Source organism: Sphaerisporangium sp. NPDC049002 (assembly GCF_040649355.1).
Classification (GTDB): domain Bacteria; phylum Actinomycetota; class Actinomycetes; order Streptosporangiales; family Streptosporangiaceae; genus Sphaerisporangium.
Map to the genome: position 1 here is coordinate 1 of NZ_JBEZFH010000172.1, position 16563 is coordinate 16563.

A 16563-nucleotide genomic window follows, 5' to 3' on the forward strand; every position below is an offset into this window, starting at 1 on the left:
GGCCGGCGGCTCACCGCCGCCGGCCCCACGCCCGCATACTCAGGAAATCCGCCGCCGGCCCGCGCTCACAGCACCGGGAGATAGCGGCCGAGCTCGAACTCGGTGACCTGGCGGCGGTAGTCGTGCCACTCGGCGCGCTTGTTGCGCAGGAAGTAGTCGAAGACGTGCTCGCCCAAGGTCTCGGCGACCAGCTCGCTGCGCTCCATGGTCGTGATCGCCTCGTCGAGGCTCTGCGGCAGCGGCTCGATGCCGAGGGCCCGGCGCTCGGCGCTGGTCAGCGCCCACACGTCGTCCTCGGCGCCCGGCGGCATCTCGTACCCTCCCTCGATCCCCTTCAGACCGGCGGCGAGGATCACCGCGAACGCCAGGTAGGGGTTGCAGGCGGAGTCGAGCGACCGGAACTCCACGCGGGTGGAGTTCCCCTTGTGCGGCTTGTACATGGGGACGCGGACGAGCGCGGACCGGTTGTTGTGGCCCCAGCTGATGTAGCTCGGCGCCTCGCCTCCCAGCCCGGCGATGGCCTCGGCGCCGCCCCACAGCCGCTTGTAGGAGTTCACCCACTGGTTACAGACGGCGGTGATCTCGGCGGCGTGCTTGAGCAGGCCGCCGATGAACGAGCGGCCGATCTTGGAGAGCTGGTAGTCGGCCCCGGGCTCGTAGAACGCGTTGCGGTCGCCCTCGAACAGGGACATGTGGGTGTGCATGCCCGAGCCAGGGAACTCGGTGAAGGGCTTGGGCATGAACGACGCCCAGATGCCCTGCTCCAGCGCGACCTCCTTCATGACCAGCCGGAACGTCATGATGTTGTCGGCCGTGGTGAGCGCGTCGGCGTACCGCAGGTCGATCTCCTGCTGACCGGGGGCGCCCTCGTGGTGGCTGAACTCCACCGAGATGCCCATCGCCTCCAGCATCATGATCGCATTGCGGCGGAAGTCGTGGCCGGAGCTGTGCGGAGTGTGGTCGAAGTAGCCGCCGGAGTCGTTCGGCACCGGCTTCTGGCCGTCCCCTGGCCGCCCCTTGAGGAGGAAGAACTCCACCTCAGGGTGGGTGTAGAACGTGAAGCCCATGTCGGCGGCCTTGGCGAGCGTCCGCTTGAGCACCCAGCGGGGGTCGGCGTGCGAGGGCGAGCCGTCGGGCATGAGGATGTCGCAGAACATGCGGGCCGCGCCCGGCGTCTCGCTGCGCCAAGGGAGGATCTGGAAGGTCGAGGGGTCGGGCTTGGCGAGCATGTCGGACTCGTAAACGCGGGCGAAACCCTCGATCGCCGAACCGTCGAAGCCGATGCCCTCGGCGAACGCCCCCTCAAGCTCCGCCGGGGCTATCGCCACCGATTTGAGGAAGCCGAGCACGTCGGTGAACCACAACCGGATGAACCGGATGTCGCGTTCTTCGAGCGTACGGAGCACGAACTCCTGCTGGCGGTCCAAGGCATCCCCTTCTGCCGGACGGTGTCGGACACCATCGTCGTCGCGCTGAACCCGTCTCTGAGTCGGCGGAAGACTTGTCTGGTCATCTACCAGTCTGCCCGCTTGGTGTTTCGCACACGTTACGCGGGTCCGTAGTGAGGACACGACCAAGCCGACCGCGTGACCCATATCCCGGAACTCGGATCCCATGGCGGCCGGACGGGGTTCCCAGATCGCCTGCCGCGCCCGTCGCCGCAGGTCACGGAAACACCCCGTTAACCCACCGGGAGCCCCCGGTGGCCGTGCCGGAGATCAGTAGACGGTCGAGGGCGGTACGTCGTCGCTTAATGTGACAGCATGGTGCCGTTCTGCATTCGTCAAGGGTGAGGTCCGGCGAGGGAGAGCACATGAACGCGGATCGGCGGCGCGCCGGGCACCCGGCCCCGCGGCGGCGACTGTGGCATCCGCCCCTCCGGCGGCGACTGTGGCGTCCGTCCCTCCGGCGGCGAGGCCGGCCACCGGTCGTGTGGTCGCGACCGTGGCCCCTGGTCACGGTGCCGCCGTCGCTGCTGAGAATTCGGCGCGGCCGCCCGGCGCTGGGTGACCCGGGGGCGGCCGGGCAGCCCGTCGTGTGGCAGCGGCTGGCGTGGGCCTTGTCGATGGCGGCGGCGCTCACGCTGGTGGCGCTCGGGGCCCAGGCCGGCAGGAACGGCGCCTGCGCGGAAGGCATGACCGGCCGTGGGGACTCCCCGGGCCGGTCCGGCCTCGTCAACGGCCGGTCCGGCCTCGTCACCGGGCGGTCCGGGTTCGTCACCGGGCGGTCCGGGTTCGTCACTGGCCGGTCCGGGTTCGTCACTGGGCGGTCCTGGGTCGTCACCGGACGGGGCGGCGTGGCCGCCGAGAACGCGAGGTGGCTCGGCGGCGACTGCTCTCTCGGCGGCGCCCTGCTCGGCGACCTGGTGGCGGCCGTGTCCGCCGAGCAATACGCCGGGTCGGCCGCCTGCGGGGCGTATCTCGACGTGACGGGACCGGGCGGCACGGTCCGCGTCCAGGTGGTCGACGAGTGCGTGTCATGCGCCCCGGGCGAGCTCGACCTGAGCCGCCCGGCCTTCGCCCGCGTGGCGGGCACCGAGCTCGGCGTCACACGGGTCAGCTACCACACGGTGCACAACCCCGAGGTCCCACGACCGGTGGCGTTCCGGCTGAAGCAGGGCTCGTCGTCCCGGTGGCTGGCGATCCAGGCGATCGACCACGGCAACCCCCTCCAGCGGCTGGAGGTCCTGCGGGACGGCCGGTGGCAGGCCCTGACCCGTGACTTCGACAACTACTGGGTGGCCGACCACGGCATCGGCACCGGGCCGTACACCGTGCGCATCACCGACGTGTACGGCCAGCGGGTCACCGCGACCGGCATCCGCCTCGTGCCGAGGGGGGTCCAGCGCACGACGCGCCGCCTGTACGGCCCGGCGAAGTCGTCCCCCGTGCCACGCGACCGCCCCGCGCACGGCACGACCGGCGGGGTCGGGCCGAGGGCCGGCGCGGGAGACCGTGACGGCGGGCCCGGCGGCACGCTCCCGTCAGGCGGGGACTCCGGCAGGACGTCACCAGGCGGCACGGCGCCCGGAGCCCCGGGGCACGGACCGGCGGCCCCCGGGAGCCAGGGCGACAAGGCGACCGGCGCCGGGCGACCCGCCCAAGGCACCGGAGCCCCGAGCGCCGGGGTCCCGGGAACCCAGGGCGACCCCGGAACCCGGGGCGACGGGGTCCGCGGATCCGACGGGCTCGGAAGCGACGGGGTCGCGGGGGCCGGGGGGTTCGGGAGTGGCGGAGTCCCCGGGACTGGAGGACTCGGAAGCGGGGGGCTCCCCGGGACCGGAGGGCTCGGAAGCGGCGGAGGCCCAGGGGCTGGAGGGCTCGGAAGCGTCGGAGTCCCAGGGGCTGGAGGGTTCGGCGGAGGCTCGGGGGGCGGGAGCATGGGCGCCGGGGCGGGCGCCGGGGTCTCCGGCTCCGAGGAGCACACGGCCACGGGCACCCTCGACACGCCCTCCGACGGCACCCTGCCCCCCGATCCCGACCGGGCCCCGCTTACCGCCCTGCCCTCCAGCCGCCCGTTCTTCTGCTGAAGCCCATTCACACGCCTGCCGGCTCGGCACGATGGTGGAGCCCTTCATCGGGATCTACCTGACCCAGGCCCGTGGCATGTCCCTGGCGACGGCCGGCGCGGTCATGGCGGTGTTCGGCGTGGGGCTCGCTGATGTCACAGATCGTCGCGGGCCGGCTGTCCGACCACCTGGGTCGACGGGCGACCCTGACCGGAGGGATGGTCGCCACGGCCGTCACCATGATCGCTCTCGGGTACAGCACGTCGCTGCCGGCGATCATCGCCGCGATGACGGTGCTCGGCATGGTCGTGGACGCCTACCGGCCGGCCTCCCAGGCCCTGGTGGCCGACCTGATCCCGCCGCACGACCGTCCTCGCGCGTTCGGGATGCTCTTCTGGGCGATCAACCTCGGTTTCGCGGTCGCCATGGTCGCGGGCGGCTGGCTCGCCCAGTCCGGGTTCCTGTGGCTGTTCTGGATCGACGCCGTGACCTCGCTGATCTTCGGCTTCCTGGTGTGGCGGGCGGTGCCCGAGACCAGGCCGGAGAAGTCCCACGAGGCGGGCGGTTTCCGGGAGGTGCTGAAGGACCGCCTGATGGTCGTCTACGTGACCACCCGGCCATCCGCCGCCGTTCCGCCGTCTGACCTGCGGCTCCCAGTGTCGGCCGGTGAGCCGCCGCGTCCTGTAAGACCTATTTGACCGGAGTCAGCACTTTTGAGCTGTATATCAGTTGAAATGCGATAGCCAGAGATCGTTGATTACCCGTTATCCGCCGTCCGATACTTTTCCGGATGCCTCCTGCTTCATGGGAGCGCAGAGGGGGGGCAGGGGGAATGCGCAGGCTGGGCTTGGCGGCGGGATCGCTGGCGGTGGCATCCGCCGGGCTCGTCGCGGTGGGGATGTCACTGCGGTTACAGGTCGGCGGCTCCGACCACGTGATGAGCGGGAATGACGTGGTGGGAGTCGTCTACCCCGCGCTCGGACTGGTGCTCGCCCTCCGGCAGCCCCGGCTGCCGGTGGCCTGGCTGATGCTGGCCGGAGGCTTCGCCACCGCGACCCTCGGCCTGTCTCAGGCCTTCTGGGAACGCTCGCGCGTCGCGGGCGACCTCCCCACAGCCTCACTCCTCGGCGACTACAACGTGCTCATGGGCGCGCTGGCCATCGTCTCGGTGCACCTCCTGCTGCCCCTGCTCTTCCCCGACGGCAGGCTTCCCGCCCGCCGGTGGCGGCCGGTGGCGGCGTTCGCCGTGGGCACGGTGCTGTTCCTGGCGTTCCTTCAGGTCGTACGGCCCGCGGTGCCCGGCTCGCCCGCGGGGCCGAACCCCTTCGAGATCGCGGCGCTGGCGCCCGTACGGGACTGGGCCGGCGGCCTCGACCTGGACTGGTACCTGATCGCCGAGGGCCTCTGCCTGCTGTCCCTGGTGGACCGGTTCCGGACCGCCGACGCCACCGTGCGGCGGCAGATCGGCTGGCTGCTGTACACGGTGGCCGTTGACTGGGCCGTCCAGACCTGGACGCCGCACTCGGTGCCCGCCCTGCTGACCACGGCCGCCGTCCCGGCCGCCATCGTGATCGCGGTGACGCGCTACCGCCTGTACGGCATCGACACCCTGGTCAGCCGGACGCTGATCGCGGCGGGCCTGCTGGGCGCGGTCGGAGCCGTCTACTTCGTGGTCAGCACCCTCGGCGTGGTGGCCGTCGGGATCGGGCAGTTCGCCGGGCTCGCCGCCGCGCTGTTCGCGGGCGTGGCCTTCCAGCCGCTGCGGAGAGCGCTGCGGCGGCTCGCCGACCTGCTGTTCTACGGGCACAGCGGCGACGGGAGCCATCTGACGCAACGGCTGACCATGGAGGTCCACTCCACCGAGCCGGCGAGCGCGCTGGCGGCGGTCGTCGCGACGGCCCGCGAGTCCCTCACCGTCTCTGGCGTGGCCGTCGAGGTGACCGGCGGGCGTCCGCGTCGCGTCGCGGTGGGGCTGGTCGGCCCCTCCCCCCGCGAGGTGCCGCTGGTCTGGCACGGCGCGCGCGTGGGACGGATGCTCATCGGCCGGCCGGGCCAGAGGCGCTTTCCGCTCGCCCACGACGAGCGCATGATCGCGGTGCTGACCCCGTTCGTGGCCGACGTCGCCCACGCCGCCAACATGGCCGCCGACCTGCAGCGCTCGCGCGAGCGGATCCTCACCGCGCGGGAGGAGGAGCGCCGCCGCCTGCGCCGGGACCTGCACGACGGCCTCGGGCAGGCACTCGGCGACATGGCCATGTCGGTGACCATGGCGAGGAAGGTGCTGCACGACTCCCCCGAATCGGCGGAACGCCTGCTCGTGCGCCTGCGCGCGGGCATGGACCGGGTGACCCAGGAGATCCGCGAACTGGTTTACGGCCTGCGCCCGCCCGCGCTGGACGACCTGGGCCTGGCAGGGGCCGTACGGCTGCTGGCCGAGCCGGACGCGAGCCTTACCGTGGAGGGCGAGCTGGACGTGCTCCCGGCCGCCGTCGAGGTGGCCGTCTACCGCATCACCCAGGAGGCGCTCACCAACGCCCGGCGCCACGCGAATGCCTCGTCCATCGTGGTCACGCTGAGCCGTTCGGCCGGCGAGCTGCGGTTGCGCGTGCGGGACGACGGCGCCGGCCTGCCCGCGGAGTTCCGCGCGGGCGTGGGGCTGGCGTCCATGCGCGAGCGCGCCGCGGAGCTGGGCGGGACGTGCGCGATCACGGCCGAGCCCGAGGGCGGCACGCTCGTCGAGGTGAGCTTTCCGATGACCGCGGGCGAGGCCTCGGACCAAAGAACCATCTCGACCAAGTCCTACAACCTTCCCTTGCACGAAATGTCGCATCACAGGGCCCCATAATTCGCTGGATGGCGGGGAGAGCACGACTAACCGGCCATCGCCGGGAAGGGTGGGTGGGATGGTAAGGATCACGCCGCCGCGAACGGTGGCCGCCGTCATGGGCGTGGCGTCCCCGCTCCTGGTGGTCGTCGGACTGATGATCTCCGTCGGCCTGCCGCCCGAGTACCGGCTGGGCCCGCCCGCGAGCCCCGATCTGGCGGCCGGCCTCACCTTTCCCGCCGTGGGCGCCTTCCTGATCTTCCACAGGCCCCGCCTGACCATGGCGTGGCTGATGTGCGCCGGCGGCCTGGCCGGGGGGATCAGCGAGTTCAGCGGCAGGCTGATGCTCCGCCTCCTGGCGGACGGCGAGCTCACCGCGGCCGCCTACCTGCGCTGGGCCTCCTCGATCGGCTGGGCGGTGTGCGGCGTGTCGCTCGCGATCCTGCTGCCCCTCCTCTCACCCGACGGCAGGTTGCCCTCCCGCCGCTGGTGGCCGGTCGCCGCCCTCGGCATCGTCTCGATCTCGGTCGAGCTGGCCCGGCAGATCGTGAGGCCGGCGCCGAACCCCAGCGCCCTTCCCGTGGTGATCCCGAACCCGCTGGCCGTCGAGGCGCTGAGACCGTACAACGCGATGGTCAGCGACGTGGCCTGGACGTGCATCATCGGCTCGGTGGTGCTGTCGCTGCTCTCCCTGGCCGTCCGTTTCCGCTACTCGGGCCCGGTGGTGCGGCGGCAGATCGCCTGGCCCCTGCTGGCCTTCACAGGGTACGTCGCGTTCATGGTGCTCGGTGATGACTGGTGGGCCCCCGCCACGATCTGGGCGGCGCTCGTGCCGATCGCCATAGCCTTCTCGGTGACGCGCTACCGGCTGTACGGGATCGACACGATCGTCAGCAGGGCCTTCGTCGCCGCCGGGATGATCGCCGTGGTCAGCGGCGTCTACTTCGGCATCGGCGCCCTGTCGAGCGTGGTGGTGTCGCAGCAGCACCAGATCGCGGGCCTGGCCGCCGCGCTCTTCGCGGGGGCCTTCTTCCAGCCGCTGCGCCGGATGTTCCAGCGGCTCGTCGACCGCATGATGTACGGCCGCGTGGGCGACCCCCGGCTGCTCGCCGAGCGCCTGACCGACGAGGTGCGCAGCGCCGATCCGGCCAGAGCGCTCTCGTCGGTGGTCACGGTCCTGCAGGACGGCCTCGCCGTCGAAGGCGCGGCGGTCGAGGTGGAGGACGGCAAGCCCCGGTACGTCGAGAGCGGCGACGTGGGCGACTCCCCCCGCCAGATCCCCCTGATCTGGCACGGCGAGACCGTCGGCCGCCTGCTGCTCGGGCGTCCCGGCCCCCGCCGCTTCGCCGCCGCCCACGACGAGCGCGTCCTCAGCACCCTCGCGCCGTACGCCGCGGACGTCGCCCACGCGGTCCGCATGGCGGCCGACCTCCAGCGCTCTCGCGAGCGGATCCTCACCGCGCGGGAGGAGGAGCGCCGCCGCCTGCGCCGGGACCTGCACGACGGCCTCGGGCAGACGCTCTCGACCATGGCGATGACGATCAACATGGCCCGCAGCAGCCTCAAGTCCTCCCCCGACTCGGCCGACACCCTGCTGCGCGACCTGCGGACCGGCATGGACGCGGTGTCGGGGGACATCAGGGAGCTGGTGTACGGGCTGCGCCCGCCCGCGCTCGACGACCTCGGGCTCGCCTCGGCCGTACGTGCCCTCGCCGCCGAGGGTCCGCCCGAGACCACGGTGGAGGTCACCGGCGAGCTGTCCGACCTGCCCGCCGCCGTCGAGGTCGCCGTGTACCGGATCGTCCAGGAGGCGCTCACCAACGTCCGCAGGCACGCCCACGCCACCAGCGCGTACATCACCCTCGATCGCGGCAGGGACACCCTGCGGCTGCGGATCGGCGACGACGGCAAGGGGCTGCCGGACCGTCCGCGCGCGGGAGTGGGCCTGACCTCGATGCGGGAAAGGGCCGCCGAGCTGGGCGGCAGCTGCGGGGCCTTCTCCGCGCCGGGTGGCGGGACGGTGGTGGAGGCCGTGCTCCCGCTCTGACCGGCAGGCCGTACTACCCTGGCCGGCTAAGGGTGCCCTTCCGCCCGGGAGCGGGGGTGATCACGCTCCGAGGTGAAGGCGATCACGCTCTGCGGCGGGCTGCTGGTCACGCTTTCTTACCACTCTGAACGTCAGCAGGTGTTGCCGTACGGACAACCGCGCTTTTGGCCCTACGCTATGCGCTGCGATGTTGAAATTTCATGCTCTCGGACCGTTTCAAGCGCTTCACCAAGACTCGGTGCTGGATCTGGGCGGACAGCGCCAGCAGGCCGTTCTCGCCCGCCTCCTCGTGGCCCACGGTCGCGCCGTCCCCATGAGCGTGCTGATCGACGAGCTGTGGCCCGGCGATCCCCCGGCGCAGGCGCTGTCCACGATCCAGGGCTACGTCTCCCGGCTGCGCCGCGCGCTGGAGCCCGACCGGGCTCCCCGCGAGGAGGCCGAGGTCCTGATCTCCGCCCCTCCCGGGTACGCGCTGCGCACCGATCCCGGGAGCGTCGACTCCTGGCTGTTCGAGAGCCTCGTACGCGCCGAGCAGGGTGACGACGCGGCCACGGTGTTCGAGCGCATGGACAAGGCGCTCTCCCTGTGGCGGGGCCCCGCCCTGGCGGAGTTCGCGGATCTGCAGTGGGCCTCGGCCGAGGCGATGCGGCTGGACGAGCTGCGGCTGATGGCGATCGAGCACCGCTCCGACGCGGCGCTGCGCCTCGGCAGGGCCGCCGCGGCGATCCCCGACCTGGAGGCCCACGCCTCGGCGCACCCGCTGCGCGAGGAGGCCTGGCGGCTGCTCGCCCTCGCCCTGTACCGGGCGGGACGGCAGGGCGACGCCCTCGGAGCGCTGCGCCGGGCGCGCACGTTGCTCCGCGAGGAGCTCGGGCTCGACCTCGGCACGACCCTCCAGCGTCTAGAGCGTGACATCCTCGCCCAGGCGGCGCACCTGGACACCCCGGCGCCGGACTCTTCGCCGTCCGGCGCACGCGCGCTGGAGACCTCGACGCTGCGGGTGGTCATCGCCGACGACCAGGCCCTCGTCCGTACCGGGCTGCGGGTCATCATGGAGAGCGAGCCGGGCCTTGAGCTGGTCGGCGAGGCCGTTGACGGCGAGCAGGCCATCGCGCTGATCCGCCGCACCCAGCCCGACCTGGTGCTCATGGACATCTCCATGCCCCGGCTGGACGGCCTGGCGGCGGCCCGCCGCGTCCTGGCCGACGCCGTCCCGCCGAAGGTGATCATGATGACCACCTTCGGCACCGACGACAACCTGTACGCGGCCCTGCGCGCGGGAGTCAGCGGTTTCGTGCTGAAGACCTCGGCGCCCGAGCAGCTCATCGCGGCCATCCGCGCCGCCGCGGCCGGGGACGCGCTGATCGACCCCGCCGTGACGACCCGGCTCATCGCCACCTTCGCCGGGCAGGGCGACCCGGCCGTCCCGCACGGGTTGAAGGGGCTGTCCGACAGCGACCTGGACCTCGTGAAGCTGGTGGCGCGCGGCCTGACCAACGAGCAGGTCGCGGGGACGCTGGCGGTGCCGGAGGACGCGGTGGCCACCGCGATCGCCTCCGTCCTCGACCGGCTCGGCCTGTTCGACCGCGCCCAGCTCGTCATCCTGGCCTACGAGTCCGGCCTGATCAGCCCGGGGGCGTGACACCCCACGCCCCGGGCGCGACGTAGCGCGCCCGTCACCCGCGAGGTCCTCGCGGCCGACCACCCGCAAGGTCTCCTCGTGCCCACCACCCGCAAGGTCCTCGTGCCTTTCACCCGCGAGGTCCTCGCGGCCGACCACACGTAAGGTGGAGACCGTGCCACAACTGCGTATAGCCCTGGCCCAGACCAACCCGGCGGTGGGCGACCTGTCCGCCAACGCCGCCAAGCTCGTCGAGTGGACCCGCCGCGCAGCCGACCGCGGCGCGCACCTCGTCGTGTTCACCGAGATGTTCCTCACCGGGTATCCCGTGGAGGACCTGGTGCTCCGCACGTCGTTCGTCGACGCCTCGATCGCGACGCTGGAGGCCACCGCCGCCCGGCTGGCCGGCGAGGGCCTCGGCGACATCCCGGTGGTCGTCGGGTACGTCGACCGCTCGAGGGTCGCCCCGCGCACCGGGCAGCCCAAGGGCGCGCCGCTGGACGCCGCCGCGCTGCTGCACCGCGGCCGCGTCGTCACCCGCACGGCCAAGCACCACCTGCCCAACTACGGGGTGTTCGACGAGTACCGCTACTTCGTCCGCGGCGACCGGCTCCCGATCTTCCGCCTCCACGGCGTCGACGTCGCCATCGCCGTGTGCGAGGACCTCTGGCAGGACGGCGGCCCGGTGTCGGCCGTGGCCCAGGCGGGCGCGGGGCTGCTCGTGGTGCCCAACGCCTCGCCGTACGAGCGCGAGAAGGACGACGTACGGCTGGAGCTGTGCGCCGGCCGCGCCCGTGAGGCCGGATGCGCGCTCGCCTACGCCAACCAGGTCGGCGGCCAGGACGAGCTCATCTTCGACGGCGACTCCATCGTGGTGGACGCCGGGGGCGGGCTGGTCGCGCGGGCGGGCCAGTTCCGCGAGGAGCTCCTGGTCGCCGACCTCGACCTGCCGCTCGCCGATCCCGGGGCCCGGCCCGGTTCGTTCCCCGTGGACGCCGGAGACGGCACCACGATCACCGTCGAGCGGCTGGAGCTGTCGGCCGAGCCACTGCCCGCCTACGCTCCCGAGCCCGCGAGCGTCGCCCCGCGCCTCGACGACCTGGAAGAGGTCTATTCGGCGCTGGTCCTCGGCGTGCGCGACTACTTCACGAAGAACGGCTTCGGGTCGGTCATCCTCGGCCTGTCGGGAGGCATCGACTCGGCGCTGACCGCCACGATCGCCGCCGACGCGGTCGGCCCCGACCGGGTCCACGTCGTGCTCATGCCTTCGCGCCACTCCTCCGACCACTCGGTGGGCGACGCGCGCGACCTGGTCGAGCGGCAGGGGCTCCACGCCCGGCTGGTCCCCATCGAGGGCATCGTCGACGCCTTCGAGAAGGAGGTCGACCTGCACGGCCTGGCCGCCGAGAACCTCCAGGCGCGGGTGCGCGGCATGCTGCTCATGGGGCTGTCGAACGAGCACGGCCACCTCGTGCTGACCACGGGCAACAAGAGCGAGCTGGCCACCGGCTACTCCACGCTCTACGGCGACTCGGCCGGCGGCTTCGCCCCGATCAAGGACGTCCTGAAGACCATGGTCTGGCGGCTCTCGACCTGGCGCAACGCGCAGGCCGGGCGCGGGGGCGACCTGCTGCACCACTTCGCCGTGCCGCCCATCCCGGAGGACTCCATCACCAAGGAGCCCAGCGCCGAGCTGCGGCCCGGCCAGCGCGACACCGACTCGCTGCCGCCCTACGACGTGCTCGACCGGCTGCTGGCCGACTATGTCGAGCACGACATGGGCAAGGGGGAGCTGGTCGCGGCCGGGCACGACGCGGAGCTGGTGGCGAGGGTGATCCGCCTGGTCGACCTCGCGGAGTACAAGCGCCGGCAGTATCCCCCGGGCCCGAAGATCACCCCGAAGAACTTCGGCCGCGACCGGCGCCTGCCCATCACCAACCGCTGGCGGGAGACCCCCGCCACCTGATGCCGGCGGCTCAGGTGGCGCGGCGGCTCACGGGCGAAGACCCCCGAGGACCTGGTCGGTGACGCGTTCGGCCAGGTCGGCGGGGAGCTCGCCGTCGGTGTCGCCCCACTTGGTGAAGAACAGCATCGCGCCGGTCAGTGCGGCCATCGCCACCTCGACGTCGACGTCGGCGCGCAGTTCGCCCGAGTCGACGCCTCGCTGGATGATCCCCCTGAGTGCCTCCCGCCGGGGCTTGATCGCGATCTCGCGGAAGCGCTCCGCCAGGTTCGGGAAGCGGTCGGACTCGCTCAGCGCGATGTTCATGATGCAGCGGGTGCGGCGGTCGTGCGACTCGCGTTGCATGGCCGCCAGGTAGCGGACCACGTTCTCGCGCACGGACGTACCGTCGAGCTCCGGTAGCGGGGCCTTCAGGGTGGCCAGCGCGTCGACCACGAGGTCCTCCTTGCTGGACCATCGGCGGTAGATCGTCGTCTTGCCGACACCCGCCCGCGCGGCGATCGCCTCGATGGAGAGCTCGGCCACACCGCTGCCTTCGGCGATCAGGTCGATCGTCGCGTCGACGATGGCCTTCTCCGCCTTCTCGCTGCGGGGACGGCCCGGCGTGCGGGCCGTCCCCATCTGCTCATTCACCATGATCAGCTCACACTACTGCCGGTTCCTTGCTTTCCGGTCGCGCGACCGGGGTCTCGGGCGCGTGCTTGCCGGGCAGCCACTTCGCCACCACGGCCGCGCCGATCAGCGCCACCACCGCGCCGGCCAGGGCGGTCACGTGCATGCCGTCCATGAATGCCTGCTTGGCGGGGGCGATCAGTGTGGCGCCCTTGGGCCCGAGCGCCTGCGCGGCGCCCATGGTGGCCGTGATCGACTCACCCGCCGCGTGCCGGAGGTTCTCCGGGAGGACGGTCAGCGAGCTCGCCACGTTCTCGCGGTAGGTGGCGGACAGCAGCGAGCCGAGGATGGCGACGCCGAGCGCGCCGCCGACCTGGCGGACGGTGTTGGTCATGGCCGAGCCCACGCCGGCCTTCTCGCGGGGCAGCGAGGACATGACGGCCTCGGTCGCGGGCGGGTTGATGTTGGCCATCGCGGCGCCCTGGACGAAGCCGATGAGCTCGAAGACCCAGATCGAGGTCTCCACCTGGAGGAACGAGTAGCTCGCCAGCGCGGCGGCCACGATCACCAGGCTCGTGGTGGCGACGACCTTGGCGCCGAACCGCCGGACCATCTGGGCGCTCAGCGGCGAGAAGATGAGCTGCGCCGCCGCGAACGGCAGCACGAGCGCGCCGGCCTGCAACGGGGAGTACCCCTTGACGATCTGCAGGTAGAACGCCAGGAAGAACATCACGCCCATCATCGAGAAGAACACGAGCCCGACGCTGGCGACGGCCGTGGAGAACCTCGGGATGGCGAAGTACCGGACGTCGAATGCGGGGTGGGCCGTCCTGCGCTCGTGCCAGACGAAGGCCGCGAGCACCGCGACGCCCGCCAGGGTGGGGGCCCAGACCTCGGGGTCGGTGACCGTGCCGAGCTCGCCGCCCTTGATGATGCCGTAGACGACGCCGACCAGTCCGATGATGGACAGGAGCACGCCCAACGGGTCGAGCTGGGCCTTGTCGGGGTTCCGCGACTCGGGCACCAGGGCCGCGATCAGGATGGAGCTGATGATCACGACGGGCACGTTGACCAGGAAGACCGAGCCCCACCAGAAGTGCTCAAGCAGCACGCCGCCGGTGATCGGGCCGATGGCGATGGCCAGGCCGACGCCTCCCGCCCAGATGCCGATCGCCTTGCCGCGCTCCGCGGGAGCGAAGGCGTTGGAGATGATCGCCAGCGTGGCCGGCATGACGGCCGCGCCGCCGAGGCCCATGGCGGCCCGCGCGAAGATCAGCTGGGTCGGATCCGTCGAGTAGGCGCTGGCCAGGGATGCCAGGCCGAACAGCACCATGCCGACCTGGAGCATGCGCTTGCGCCCGAACCTGTCACCCAGGACCCCGAAGGTGAACAGCAGGCCGGCGAAGACGAGGGTGTAGGAGTTGATGGCCCATTCGAGCTGGCTCTGCGTGGCCCCTAGCCCCGCCACCGGGTCGGAGATCACCTTCAGCGCGACGTTGAGAATGGTGTTGTCGAGAACGATCGCCAGCAGGCTGAACACCATCACGCCGAGGATCTGCCATCGGCGTGGGTGACCTGTCGGTTGTTCCACTATGCCCCCAAAGCACGGTTTTCACGGATATTTCGATACGGCGGTGTTTCGCTACGCTACCGTAGCGCTTCTTAATTCGATACGCAACCGTACCGTTTCGATATTTATCGGGGGTGTACGAGGGGTTTCGTCCGGGTTACGGTCGGCACCCTCCTGGGGGCTGGCCGAGGCCCGCGAAGTGACGCGGATCTCGGGTCTGAGGGGATGGGCAGGAGTCGTCCCGGGTGTTGCTATAAGGGTCAGACGTGCGATGATCTGACCGTCCGGGGACGCCACAAGGGCGCCTCGAGGCCTGGAGGGATCCACGATGTCCTCTACGTCAGTTTCCAGCTCGTCGACCGCGCTCTACGGCGGCAAAGCTGGGCGAAGAGTGACCGTCCGCGACATCTCAGCCGCCAAGGAGCGCGGTGAGAGATGGCCGATGGTCACCGCCTACGACGCGATGACGGCGAGAGTCTTCGACGAGGCCGGCATTCCGGTCATGCTCGTCGGCGATTCGGCGGCGATGGTGGTGTACGGCTACGACTCCACCCTTCCCGTCTCCGTCGACGACCTCATCCCGCTGACGGCCGCGGTGGTACGCGGCTCGTCGCGCGCGCTGGTGGTCGCCGACCTCCCGTTCGGCTCCTATCAGTCGTCACCCCAGCAGGCGCTGGAGTCGGCGGCCAGGTTCATGAAGGAGGCGGGCGCCCACGCGGTCAAACTGGAGGGCGGGCGCCGCGTCCTCCCGCAGATCGAGACGCTGGTCTCGGCCGGCATCCCCGTCATGGGCCACCTCGGCCTGACCCCGCAGTCGGTCAACGCCTTCGGCGGCTACCGCGTGCAGGGTCGCGGCCAGTCCGGCGACGAGCTCATGGCCGACGCCAAGGCCCTGGAGCACGCGGGAGCCTTCGCCGTCGTGCTCGAATGCGTGCCCGCCGACCTCGCCGCGCGGGTCACCTCCGCGCTGTCGGTGCCCACCATCGGCATCGGCGCGGGCCCCTCGTGCGACGCGCAGGTGCTCGTCTGGCAGGACCTCATGGGCCTCACCCCGCATCCGGCGAAGTTCGTGAAGAAGTACTTCGACCTGGCCGGGGAGATGGACCACGCGGTCCGCGCCTTCGCCGACGAGGTGGCCTCCGGCGCCTTCCCCACCGCGGAGCACAGCTACAGCTGATCTCCCACTCCGGGGCCGGTCACCCCCGGCTCCGGAGCCCGTCATCGGCGACGTGCCAAACGCCGACTCCATTCCCCAATCTCAGACCCGCGCGCTGTCCCGCATCAACCCCAACACGGGCCCCGTCCACCCCCGAAGGAGCGGACGGGCCCTTAACAGCCGAAGCTCTCGCATGAAAGAGCCCTGCGGACCTAACCTGAGCTTGCGAACATCAGGAGGTGCAGGGCTATGCACGACGCTAGCACGGAGCCCGGCGCGCGGCTCCGAGAGCTGCGCAAACGGCGTGGGCTCACCCAAGAAGAGCTCGCCGAACTGGCCGGCCTGTCCGTCCCCGTCATCAAGAAAATCGAGCAGGGCGGCACCGCCCGCATGGAAACCTACCGCCAGATCGCGAAAGTCCTCGGTGTCACCACCGTCTGGTTCGTGGCCGCAGGCCCCCCACGCCCCACCGTCGATACCGGCGACGACACCGTGCTCACCGAGATGCGCGCCGCCCTCATCCCTCCGATCGGGCTCAACGGCATGCCCATCATCGGCACCGCCGACCACGACGACGTCGCACTCCCCCGGCTCGCCGAGGCCGCGGCCGCCGTCACCCGGGCCTACCACGCCGACCGGTACGACGACCTCGCGCACCTGCTGCCAGCCCTGGTCCGGTCCGCTCACTACCACGTCGCCCACTTCGACGACGGCGCCGACCGGACCCAAGCCCACCGTTTGCGCTCGGCCGTGCTCGGGCTGGCCGGCCGCTACCTCATTCAGATCCGCGCCCACGACCTGGCGCTGTTCACGCTTCAGGAAGCGGCACGCGACGCCAACACCGCAGGCGACCCTGCCCTCGCCGCATCCGCGGTGTCGTCGCAGGCGTGGGCCATGCTGCGGCAAGGCCGCTTCGACGAGGTGGAACAGCTGTGCTCCGGCGCCGCCGACCAGATCGAGCCGAAGATGTCCACCGCGACCCCCGACGAACTCGCCGCGTGGGGGTGGATGCTCATCCGGGCCAGCGCCGGGGCGATCCGCAACAACCGGCCCGAGGAGGCCGACGAATACCTCGGCCTCGCGAAGACCGCCGGGGCCAGGCTCGGCCGTGAGCACGACCTTGGCGGGCAGAAGGCGTTCGGTCCGCTGACCGTCGCGCTGCTGGAACCTGAGAACGCCATGATCGAAGGCCGGCCAGACAGGGCACTGCAGGCGATGGACGACCTGCCGCGCGGCGTCGGCCGTACCGACCCCTCCACGTT

At 71.6% G+C, this 16563-nt stretch carries 11 protein-coding genes; 8 read left to right on the plus strand and 3 right to left on the minus strand.

The window, feature by feature from the left end; translation table 11 throughout:
- Nucleotides 1–65: 65 nt before the first annotated feature.
- Complete coding sequence (glnA, locus tag AB0B89_RS27280) at nucleotides 66–1427, minus strand: type I glutamate--ammonia ligase (protein WP_358558535.1); 1362 nt, start codon at nucleotides 1425–1427, stop codon at nucleotides 66–68.
- A gap of 386 nt (nucleotides 1428–1813) precedes the next feature.
- Here glnA and AB0B89_RS27285 point away from each other — a divergent pair, with 386 nt between their 5' ends.
- The 6 genes from AB0B89_RS27285 to AB0B89_RS27310 all read left to right on the plus strand — a co-directional run bounded on the left by AB0B89_RS27285 (nucleotide 1814) and on the right by AB0B89_RS27310 (nucleotide 11966).
- Nucleotides 1814–3529: an expansin EXLX1 family cellulose-binding protein gene (locus AB0B89_RS27285; RefSeq protein ID WP_358558537.1), complete on the plus strand. Its 1716-nt coding sequence runs from the start codon at nucleotides 1814–1816 to the stop codon at nucleotides 3527–3529.
- A 131-nt stretch (nucleotides 3530–3660) separates the two neighbouring features.
- On the plus strand, nucleotides 3661–4206 hold the full coding sequence (locus AB0B89_RS27290) for an MFS transporter (protein ID WP_358558539.1): 546 nt from the start codon (nucleotides 3661–3663) through the stop codon (nucleotides 4204–4206).
- Nucleotides 4207–4340: 134 nt separating this feature from the next.
- Complete coding sequence (locus tag AB0B89_RS27295; RefSeq protein WP_358558541.1) at nucleotides 4341–6353, plus strand: sensor histidine kinase; 2013 nt, start codon at nucleotides 4341–4343, stop codon at nucleotides 6351–6353.
- Between the two features lie 58 nt (nucleotides 6354–6411).
- The gene (locus AB0B89_RS27300) at nucleotides 6412–8379 is read left to right on the plus strand and encodes a sensor histidine kinase (RefSeq protein WP_358558542.1); all 1968 of its coding nucleotides are present in this window, start codon (nucleotides 6412–6414) and stop codon (nucleotides 8377–8379) included.
- Nucleotides 8380–8617: 238 nt separating this feature from the next.
- On the plus strand, nucleotides 8618–10021 hold the full coding sequence (locus AB0B89_RS27305) for a BTAD domain-containing putative transcriptional regulator (RefSeq protein WP_358558544.1): 1404 nt from the start codon (nucleotides 8618–8620) through the stop codon (nucleotides 10019–10021).
- A 154-nt stretch (nucleotides 10022–10175) separates the two neighbouring features.
- A complete protein-coding gene (locus AB0B89_RS27310) occupies nucleotides 10176–11966 on the plus strand; it encodes an NAD+ synthase (RefSeq protein WP_358558546.1) in 1791 nt (596 codons plus the stop codon).
- Between the two features lie 27 nt (nucleotides 11967–11993).
- Here AB0B89_RS27310 and AB0B89_RS27315 read toward each other — a convergent pair whose 3' ends face one another.
- Together AB0B89_RS27315 and AB0B89_RS27320 are read right to left on the minus strand one after the other, a co-directional pair.
- Nucleotides 11994–12599, minus strand: a complete 606-nt coding sequence (locus AB0B89_RS27315; RefSeq protein WP_358558548.1) for a TetR/AcrR family transcriptional regulator — start codon at nucleotides 12597–12599, stop codon at nucleotides 11994–11996.
- A 7-nt stretch (nucleotides 12600–12606) separates the two neighbouring features.
- On the minus strand, nucleotides 12607–14118 hold the full coding sequence (locus tag AB0B89_RS27320) for an MFS transporter (RefSeq protein ID WP_358558550.1): 1512 nt from the start codon (nucleotides 14116–14118) through the stop codon (nucleotides 12607–12609).
- A 355-nt stretch (nucleotides 14119–14473) separates the two neighbouring features.
- On the opposite strand from AB0B89_RS27320, the gene panB reads away from it, so the two are divergent.
- Both panB and AB0B89_RS27330 read left to right on the plus strand, forming a co-directional pair.
- Nucleotides 14474–15322: a 3-methyl-2-oxobutanoate hydroxymethyltransferase gene (panB, locus tag AB0B89_RS27325; protein WP_358558552.1), complete on the plus strand. Its 849-nt coding sequence runs from the start codon at nucleotides 14474–14476 to the stop codon at nucleotides 15320–15322.
- Between the two features lie 228 nt (nucleotides 15323–15550).
- Nucleotides 15551–16563 (plus strand): helix-turn-helix domain-containing protein (locus tag AB0B89_RS27330; RefSeq protein WP_358558554.1); only part of this gene is annotated, 1013 nt, incomplete at its 3' end.

Coding starts and splice junctions, on each gene's coding strand:
- AB0B89_RS27285 (WP_358558537.1), top strand. CDS start 1,814: ATGAACGCGGATCGGCGGCGCGCCGGGCACCCGGCCCCGCGGCGGCGA.
- AB0B89_RS27290 (WP_358558539.1), top strand. CDS start 3,661: ATGTCACAGATCGTCGCGGGCCGGCTGTCCGACCACCTGGGTCGACGG.
- AB0B89_RS27295 (WP_358558541.1), top strand. CDS start 4,341: ATGCGCAGGCTGGGCTTGGCGGCGGGATCGCTGGCGGTGGCATCCGCC.
- AB0B89_RS27300 (WP_358558542.1), top strand. CDS start 6,412: ATGGTAAGGATCACGCCGCCGCGAACGGTGGCCGCCGTCATGGGCGTG.
- AB0B89_RS27315 (WP_358558548.1), bottom strand. CDS start 12,599: ATGGTGAATGAGCAGATGGGGACGGCCCGCACGCCGGGCCGTCCCCGC.
- AB0B89_RS27320 (WP_358558550.1), bottom strand. CDS start 14,118: ATGGTGTTCAGCCTGCTGGCGATCGTTCTCGACAACACCATTCTCAAC.
- panB (WP_358558552.1), top strand. CDS start 14,474: ATGTCCTCTACGTCAGTTTCCAGCTCGTCGACCGCGCTCTACGGCGGC.